6 protein-coding genes are annotated in these 8,119 nt (G+C 43.8%); all 6 read right to left on the bottom strand.

What is annotated here, in order from left to right; genetic code table 11:
• Positions 1 to 57: 57 nt before the first annotated feature.
• A complete protein-coding gene (locus Q0C19_RS01945) occupies positions 58 to 435 on the bottom strand; it encodes a F0F1 ATP synthase subunit C (protein ID WP_295052320.1) in 378 nt (125 codons plus the stop codon).
• 92 nt (positions 436 to 527) lie between these two features.
• A complete protein-coding gene (locus tag Q0C19_RS01940) occupies positions 528 to 2,705 on the bottom strand; it encodes a polyribonucleotide nucleotidyltransferase (RefSeq protein WP_295052318.1) in 2,178 nt (725 codons plus the stop codon).
• A gap of 14 nt (positions 2,706 to 2,719) precedes the next feature.
• Positions 2,720 to 4,120, bottom strand: a complete 1,401-nt coding sequence (locus Q0C19_RS01935; protein WP_295052316.1) for an MlaD family protein — start codon at positions 4,118 to 4,120, stop codon at positions 2,720 to 2,722.
• A gap of 13 nt (positions 4,121 to 4,133) precedes the next feature.
• Positions 4,134 to 6,275, bottom strand: coding sequence for an LPS-assembly protein LptD (locus Q0C19_RS01930; protein ID WP_295052314.1), 2,142 nt, complete (start codon positions 6,273 to 6,275; stop codon positions 4,134 to 4,136).
• A complete protein-coding gene (locus tag Q0C19_RS01925; RefSeq protein WP_295052313.1) occupies positions 6,268 to 6,717 on the bottom strand; it encodes an RDD family protein in 450 nt (149 codons plus the stop codon). Before Q0C19_RS01925 ends, Q0C19_RS01930 begins: the two co-directional genes overlap by 8 nt.
• The gene (purD, locus tag Q0C19_RS01920) at positions 6,717 to 7,985 is read right to left on the bottom strand and encodes a phosphoribosylamine--glycine ligase (RefSeq protein ID WP_295052311.1); all 1,269 of its coding nucleotides are present in this window, start codon (positions 7,983 to 7,985) and stop codon (positions 6,717 to 6,719) included. Before purD ends, Q0C19_RS01925 begins: the two co-directional genes overlap by 1 nt.
• Positions 7,986 to 8,119: the final 134 nt, after the last annotated feature.

Here is an 8,119-nt window from a genome sequence, read left to right as displayed (position 1 = left end):
CCACCACGTCCGCATAAAAAAGGTGATCAGCCGAAGCTGATCGGAAGAAGTCGAAACTTACGCAGCCAAATACGGGTTAGCGTAAAGAGCGATAAGAGCGATAACAAGTGTATAGATAACTTGTGCTTCGATCATAGCAAGAGCGATGAACATAGTCGTCATCAATTTTCCGCCAAGACCTGGGTTACGAGCTGTACCAGCGATAGTTGCAGCAGCAGTGCTACCCATACCGATAGCTCCACCAAGTGCAGCCAAACCAAGACCAACACCGGCAGCGATCATAGAATACGCTTTCAATGTTTGGTTAGCAACATCAGCAGATGCAGCAGCTACAGCAGGTGCAGCGTCAACAGCAGTTTCAACAACCGCTACCGCTTCATCAGCACCGAATACTGAAGCAACAAGAGCGAGCATAAGAAAAAATACTTTTTTCATGTGTAATCTCCGTAATTAAATCAAAGTCTGTTCGGATAGTGTCCCTACTTATCACTTTGTGGGTGGAATTATAGTTTTAGAGAGCTAAAAGATTACTTAGCTCGCCCTAAACCGATCTTATTCCCTTTGAATTCAACGATCTCGACCATCAATTCATCCCCTTCGCTCACCACATCGCTTACACGCGAAATATGTCCGTCTGAGAGTTTAGAGATATGAATCAATCCGTCAATTCCCCCCGGAAGCTCGATAAAAGCGCCGAAATCAACGATTTTTTTAACTTTTCCTTTGACGATATCCCCTACTTTGTATTCTACTTTTTCAACCGAAGAAGAACCGCTCACAATCCCTTCGATATGGTCGCGTGCGCCGCGAAGCCCTTCACGGTTTTTACCGGTCAATTTGACCGATCCCTTCTTCTTATCAATATCAATGGTCACGTCAAAACGCTCGATAATATCACGGATAGTTTTGCCCGCTTGACCGATAATATCACCGATAAAGCTCGGATCAATGTGGAATAGATCGGTACTCGGGAGAGTTCCTTCGTTCAATTCGATCTTATCTTCGCTGCTGATCATGATATCGATAATATGGGCACGTGCCTCTTTTGCCTGATAGAGAGCCTCTTTGAGGACATCCAAATGGATACCGCCGAGTTTGATATCCATCTGCATCGCGGTAATCCCCACTTTCGATCCGGCTACTTTAAAATCGAGATCACCGTCATGATCTTCAAGTCCCATGATGTCCGTTAAAATCGCATGGCGCTCTCCCTCGGAAACCATCCCCATCGCTACTCCGGCTATCGGATCAGCCATCTCGATATCTCCAGCACGTAATGCCATGTATCCGCCGCACACCGTTGCCATAGACGAAGAGCCGTTCGATTCCAAAATCTCGGAGACAATGCGGATGGTTTGTCCGTTACGGACGCACGCACCTTCCAGTGCCCGTTTCGCCAAGTTCCCGTGCCCCAACTCGCGACGGCGCGGTGCTCCGATCGGGGAAGGTTCTCCGACGCTGAATCCCGGAAAGTTATAATGAACCATAAACGCTTCGTTTTGGGTACCGCTGTCGGTAAGGTTTTCAAACATCTGGGCATCTTTCATCCCGCCCAGTGTCAAAATAACCAGTGCCTGCGTTTGACCGCGGGTAAAGAGTGCCGAAGCATGTGCGCTTGGTAATACGTTCGTCTCAATACGGATCGGACGAACTTCATTGAGTGCACGGCCGTCTGCGCGGACGTTTTCATCCAAAATCTGCGCGCGCACCATCGACCGTTTTACCGATTCAATCGCTTTTTTAAGTTCATGTTCATTCCACTCCGGCTTTTCCCCCATAATGGTTTTACGGATCGTACGCAATGCGGTAGAACGTTCCGTTTTCGCCATTTGATTGATACCGTGTTTGAGATCATCCGTGTGGTTTGCACGAACATACTCAACCATCTCACTATTCATTTCACTGATCACATACTGAATCGCAAACGGTGCTGAGGCAAATGGTTTAAAAGCAGCCTCATACGAAGTGTTTGATTCAAACAAAGCTTCTTGAGCTGAAGCAAGAACACGGATCAATTCGTCTTCACACATCGCGTTCGATACCCGTACAGGGATAGAGGGGACACTCATTGCCGGATCTACCATTGGATCGATCATTCCGATATCGAGAATCTCCATCTCATCGCTTCCGAGTGTTTGCATCTCGATCATGAGCATATCTTCTTTGCTTCCCGCCAAATACAAATCAAGGGTGCTTTGCTCAAGTTGGCTTCGGGTCGGGTTAAAAACGATCTCTCCATCGATTTTACCGACACGTACCGCACTCACCGAGTTAAAAATATCAATATCAGATACATATAGAGCCGCTGACGCCGCATTGAGTGCCAATACTTGTAAATCAGCCTCTTTGTCGGCACTAAGGACCATAACCGTAATTTGGATGGGGTTTGCAAACCCTTTTGGGAATAACGGGCGAAGGGATCGGTCTACAATCCGTGACGTTAAGGTTTCAAAATCGCTCGGTTTCGTTTCCCGTTTAATAAAGCCCCCAGGAAATTTCCCCGCGGCGTAACTTTTCTCGATATATTGAACCGTCAAAGGTAAAAAATCTTCATCAACAAAATCAGTCTCATCAACTACAACGGTCGCTAATATCACCGTATCTCCGCACTTAAGCCATGCGGCACCGTTGGCTTGTGCCGCGACTTGATTAAACGCGTACGCTTCAGTTTTATTTTGTAAAGCTAATTCAACATTGTATTTCATTCATTCTCCATTTTTTATCGCTTCATCGAAGAAGCGCCGCCGACAACGTATTTCAAATCGTTGTCGATAAATCGTAGGCCCAAGCCCAAGAAAATATTTTGTGATCCAGGATTCAGGAAATTATCCCATCCACCGTAAAGTTCGAGATGTTTCAGCATTTGGTAGCGTACCTGTGCCTTCAAATGCGTCCGTTCCGAACGATAATCATTGACTGCATTAAAATCAAACGCTTCGGCACTGAATTTCAGCCGATCATGATTCATAAAATAATCGACCCCGATACCGCCTGTCGATTCAATCGCACCGAAACGGAGCAATGTGTTATCAAAGCGTTTTCCGTATTGGAGAGAGTAGAGGGTATCGCTTTTTTGATGTTTTTGCGGAGGCTTATTGACATCAGAGTAATCATCCGTACTGATCAAATCAAACATATAATAGGTCTCGGGATTCGGAAGGTAATTGACGCCCAAGTATACTTTCCCGTACTGATCACGCATCATATAATCGGTATGCATCGCCACTTGCAATTCACTCGTTGTCAAACTCCCTAACATTGAATCAAGTTTTCCGAATGCTTCCTCTCCGCTTTTGAAAAATGAACCTGCATTTGCAATCGTATCTTTTAATGAAGCGCGATTCTCAGTCAGGATAACACTAACATTGTCTTCGATTTTAACAAATTTATCAACCGCTTCGGGGAGTTTATATTCCAATGAGCCGCTAATATTATCCATCCGGGTCGTCAAAGAGTTAATACGTGTCATAATCTCCGGCAAATCTTTATTAACCGTATCGGCAGTCTGTCCAAATCCGGCAGACATCTCTCTGAAATTTGAAATTGCCGCATGGAGGTCATCTCGATTTTCAACAATCACACCATCAAGGTTAACCCCGACATTACGGAAAGCGATAATAGCCTCTTGAATAGCTTGACGATGTTCGTCGTCCAAAATTGCATGAAAATCACGCAGAAGCGATTCCAGTTCTTTGGCTGCTGCATTCACCGAATCGCTGGTTTGATCAAAAGAAGCGTATCGCTTGGATTGTGAGAGTGTCCCTCCTCCTTGCAAAGAAGCTGTTGAATCACCGACAACAATATTAAGAACTTTCGATCCTAATAAAGACTCCTGCGCAACAACAACCGAGGAGTCATCGGGAATTTTAACCCCTTTATCGATCATAAGATGTAATTTTACCCGCTTCCCCTCGATCGAAATCTCTTCAACATCACCGATAGTAACCCCGTTCATTAAGACATGGGTATGCTGTTCAATTCCGGAAGCATCATCGATATAGGCTTGAATAGTATACCCCTCACGTCCCCATTTTCCAAGCGATGTTACTTGAGTGGAAAGAAATAATAAGGCACCTAATGCCATAACGACAAAGAGACCGATTTTAGCTTCAAGCTTCATTGACTATCCCCTTTTAATTATCAGTGAGTTTGTAATTAAACTCTGACCCGCCGATCGGTTTTAACATAATGGTCAGAAATATATACGAATCATTAACGGAATCGCTTCCATTGGTATTGGTTAAAATTGGACGCCGATTCTGAATATATCGAATACCTAAATCAAAACAGCGCTGTGAGTACAAAACACCGAGTTCACTCCGCTTTAATAAAGCCTCTCGGTAATCATACGCCATATTTCCGAAAAATTGGTAATTTCGATTATAGTGATACAATGCATTGGCCGTCCAGAATGAAGCATATACAGGAACATTATTGCGTAGCTGATCCGTATAATAGTGGCCTACTCCCGCTGAGAAAACTCCGTCATTATAGCTAATAGAATTTTGTTCCTTTGTAACACGATTACGATCATGATTAAATGCGGTTTGGTTATAATAGGAAATAGTTCTGGTTATCTCCAATTCCAGCTCATTTTGTAATTCACCGTAATAACTGCCTTGGTCATCATAACGAAAATTCTGTGAGAGTCTATCGGCAAGAAACTGTGTTCCGTTTTTAAAAAGATAATTATTAAGTCCTAACGAAAGGGTATCACTCGGAGCAGCAAGGGTATAAAACTCACATGGATACCCTGCATAGGTACCGGTAATATCGCAAGAATCCCGATACGTTTCATAATATCCGCTGTAATTACGGCTCCCCGCAGCAGTGTAACTCGCAAAAGGGTTGATCACATGGGTAAGATTATTGTCATACGCTTTGACCAATATCGATCCGATATTAATCGTATGATCGAGTTGAGCATACTTTCCTTGCTGATACATGCTTCCTGACTCACCGTCACGTTCATTGCCATAAAATCCGATCACTTTGGCTGATGCGTTTGCCGTATAACTGAGATCTATATAATCATCAAATATGGAGGTTTGAAGTGTTGCCGGAATATTAAAATTCCCTTCAACTGCCCTTTTACCGTTCGGTCTATAATAGTTTGTCGCGGTAGCATCTGCACTTACAAGGAGATAATCGTCAAAAAAGCTCTCCAAATAACGGTGGTAATGAAGGGTAGGAAGGGTTTGAATCGTTGCACCGTTATTGGCTGAATTTAAATATTGATAATGTTTAAAATAAGCTCCAAAGTAGTTCTCTTCGCCGCTGTAATAGCCGTTAATGCGGGAAAATACCTGATTGGCGGTAACATTTTTAGTTTCATCACTTTCTTGCAGATTTAAATAATCGACATCGTTCATCCATGAGCCATCGATATAGAGCCCCGATTCCCCCTCCAAGTCTGAATCAAACCACTCGCGCAAAGGGGCACTGTGACGATAGTTTACATCATAGCCGTAATGTTTAATATGGGCTAGGTCGTGTTCAACCGCGTACTGCGCTTGCTCTTTAAAATATCCCATTCGTATCGACCCTTTAGACGAGGGGGTATCTACAAAACGAAAATCGGTATAGAGTCCTGATCCTCTCGCAGTACGGATCTGTGGACGAAATTCTAAATCCCACCAGTTTTGAGGAGCTAGATAAATCGGCTGTTGATAATAAAATCCTTCCGATCCCGACCATCCAAAGGCAGGAATCAGTAATCCGCTTCGGCGGGTGTGATCGGTAGGATATCCGAAATAAGGGAGATAAAATACAGGAATATCTCCGATCTCCAAGTAGGGGTTATAAAGATTCACCCACATATTTTCGGTATCGTAATCGGCACTCGTAAAATGAATTTTCCATAACGGGTCACTCGAATCACATCCCGATACCGAGCCACTCGAGAGATCAATCAAATTTCGACATGCTTGTGCTTCTGAAGTACTTAGCCATAAGCCGGTCGAATGATCTATAGAGAAATAAGGAGCTGAATAGCGTGTGTCATCAACAAGATTCATGCGCGAATATTCACTTATTGCATGCTGCTGTCCGTCTTTAAATATATTAACTTTGCCTGTGGCTTCAATAATGCTGGTATTACGATCATACACCAATTTATCGGCACTGAGGATCTGATCTTGATAGATGGCAACCGGATTACCTGTTGATGTTGCAATCGATCCGTTTGAATCCATATTCGTCCCAAACAATTCAACACGTTCATCGCCTAACAATACCGTTGAAGCGATCAGACTGATCCAATAAAGCTTATGCATTAATTACCAATGTCCTTCCGGTTCGATCATGCCAGCTCCGCCGAAACGGATCCAACATTGCCCACACAAATCCAAGATAGAAAAGAACTTCACTTACTACACGAAAAACACTGCGGTTAAACGCACTTAAAAATCTTGGATTTGAAAGGGTTGTTATCTCAATGACACGGATTTTCATTATAATTTTTCCGATACTTGCGCCGTATTGCATCGTAAAAAAAGTTTGATAAATAATTTTGATCGCCATATACTCTAACAAGAAGCTGTTCGTTACCGCTATCATAGCTTCTAATGAATGAGCCAGCGCAATCGAATCCCATAAGATAACAATCATAATTGCCGATAAAAGAAGTTCATCGATCCCGAAAGCAGCAGCACGCTGACGTATCGAAGCAAGTTGAAGATGCTCACGCTGGATCAGTGAATCGAGACTTTCATCCATTATCGAAGGGCCTGATACGCAATATCGCTACGGAGCTTTTTCCCCGCAAAATGAACCTGACCGCACATCATGTAAGCACGATCACGTGCTTCTTTGATACTCTCTCCCACACCGACACACACCAGAACCCGTCCGCCGGTCGCATAGAGTTTTCCATCTTCTGCACTTACACCTGCATAAGCGATATGGGTATTTTGAGCCACCTCTTCATGATGAATATCATCGACGATAATTTCAGCAGGTTCCGAGTTGTCATACGGATAATTACGGCTTGCCATAACAACACCGACGGCATATTTATCATAAAACTCTACCTTCAATGTATCAAGCTGCTTCGTTGCCGCTTTATAAAAAAGCTCACTGGCAGGGGTTTTCAAAAGCGGCATTAAAATTTCACATTCAGGATCACCGAAACGAACATTAAACTCTAGTGTAATCGGTTCACCGTTAACAATCATCAAACCGATGAAAAGAACGCCTTCAAACGGAGCTCCCTCTTCTTGCATTCCGCTGAGCGTCGGACGGACAATTCGCTCTTTTACTTTGTCATAAATCACATCATCGACCAATGGGGTCGGTGCATAAGCCCCCATCCCGCCGGTATTCGGTCCCTCATCGTTATCAAGAAGCCGTTTATGATCTTGGGCAGCGGGGAGAAGGATAAAATCCTTTCCGTCACAAAGAGCAAACATCGAAAGTTCGTATCCGTCTAAAAACTCTTCGACAACGACACGTTTACCTGCATCGCCGAACGATTTTCCACTGAGCATTTCGGAAACGGCTATTTTTGCCTCTTCATAGCTCATCGCTATGATAACCCCTTTTCCTGCACACAGACCATCCGCTTTAACCACAATAGGAAGAGGCAGGGATTCGATAAATGCGAAGGCATCTCCAATATGATCGGTTTCGATATAACGTGCTGTCGGAATATTATATTTGGCTAAAAAGTTTTTCATATAAACTTTTGACCCTTCAAGCTGCGCTGCCGCTTTGGAGGGGCCGAAAATTACAAGCCCTTTGGCTTTAAATACATCAACAACACCGTCGCTGAGAGGCCCTTCCGGTCCTACAATGGTTAAATCAATCGCATTATCGAGCGCAAAACGCGCAAGCTCTTCATAATCATTGATCGCAATATTCTCTCCCAGCATGGTTGTCGCACCGTTGCCTGGAGCAAAAAAGATCTCCGTTACTGCCGTATCTTGTTTCAATACCCGCCCGATTGCAAACTCACGTCCGCCGCTACCGATTACCATTACGCGCATAGATCACCTTGTCAAAAAATAATTATCTTATTTGAAACTCGCAAACGTTTCTCAAATAAAAAATTGTAACTCTGCTTCGTTCAAAAGGGAGTTAACAGTAGCCCGGGCGGACGTTTCGCAGTAGCTTTGGTTCT

Origin of the sequence: Sulfuricurvum sp. (assembly GCF_023250475.1) — a bacterium.
Taxonomy (GTDB): Bacteria; Campylobacterota; Campylobacteria; order Campylobacterales; family Sulfurimonadaceae; genus Sulfuricurvum.
Note: the sequence above shows the minus strand (reverse complement) of the source record. Positions and strands in the feature narration are given on the sequence as shown.

What these genes read in the sequence shown, in the direction of transcription:
- Q0C19_RS01945 (WP_295052320.1), bottom strand. Translation starts at nt 435, where the DNA reads ATGAAAAAAGTATTTTTTCTTATGCTCGCTCTTGTTGCTTCAGTATTC.
- Q0C19_RS01940 (WP_295052318.1), bottom strand. Translation starts at nt 2,705, where the DNA reads ATGAAATACAATGTTGAATTAGCTTTACAAAATAAAACTGAAGCGTAC.
- Q0C19_RS01935 (WP_295052316.1), bottom strand. Translation starts at nt 4,120, where the DNA reads ATGAAGCTTGAAGCTAAAATCGGTCTCTTTGTCGTTATGGCATTAGGT.
- Q0C19_RS01930 (WP_295052314.1), bottom strand. Translation starts at nt 6,275, where the DNA reads ATGCATAAGCTTTATTGGATCAGTCTGATCGCTTCAACGGTATTGTTA.
- Q0C19_RS01925 (WP_295052313.1), bottom strand. Translation starts at nt 6,717, where the DNA reads ATGGATGAAAGTCTCGATTCACTGATCCAGCGTGAGCATCTTCAACTT.
- purD (WP_295052311.1), bottom strand. Translation starts at nt 7,985, where the DNA reads ATGCGCGTAATGGTAATCGGTAGCGGCGGACGTGAGTTTGCAATCGGG.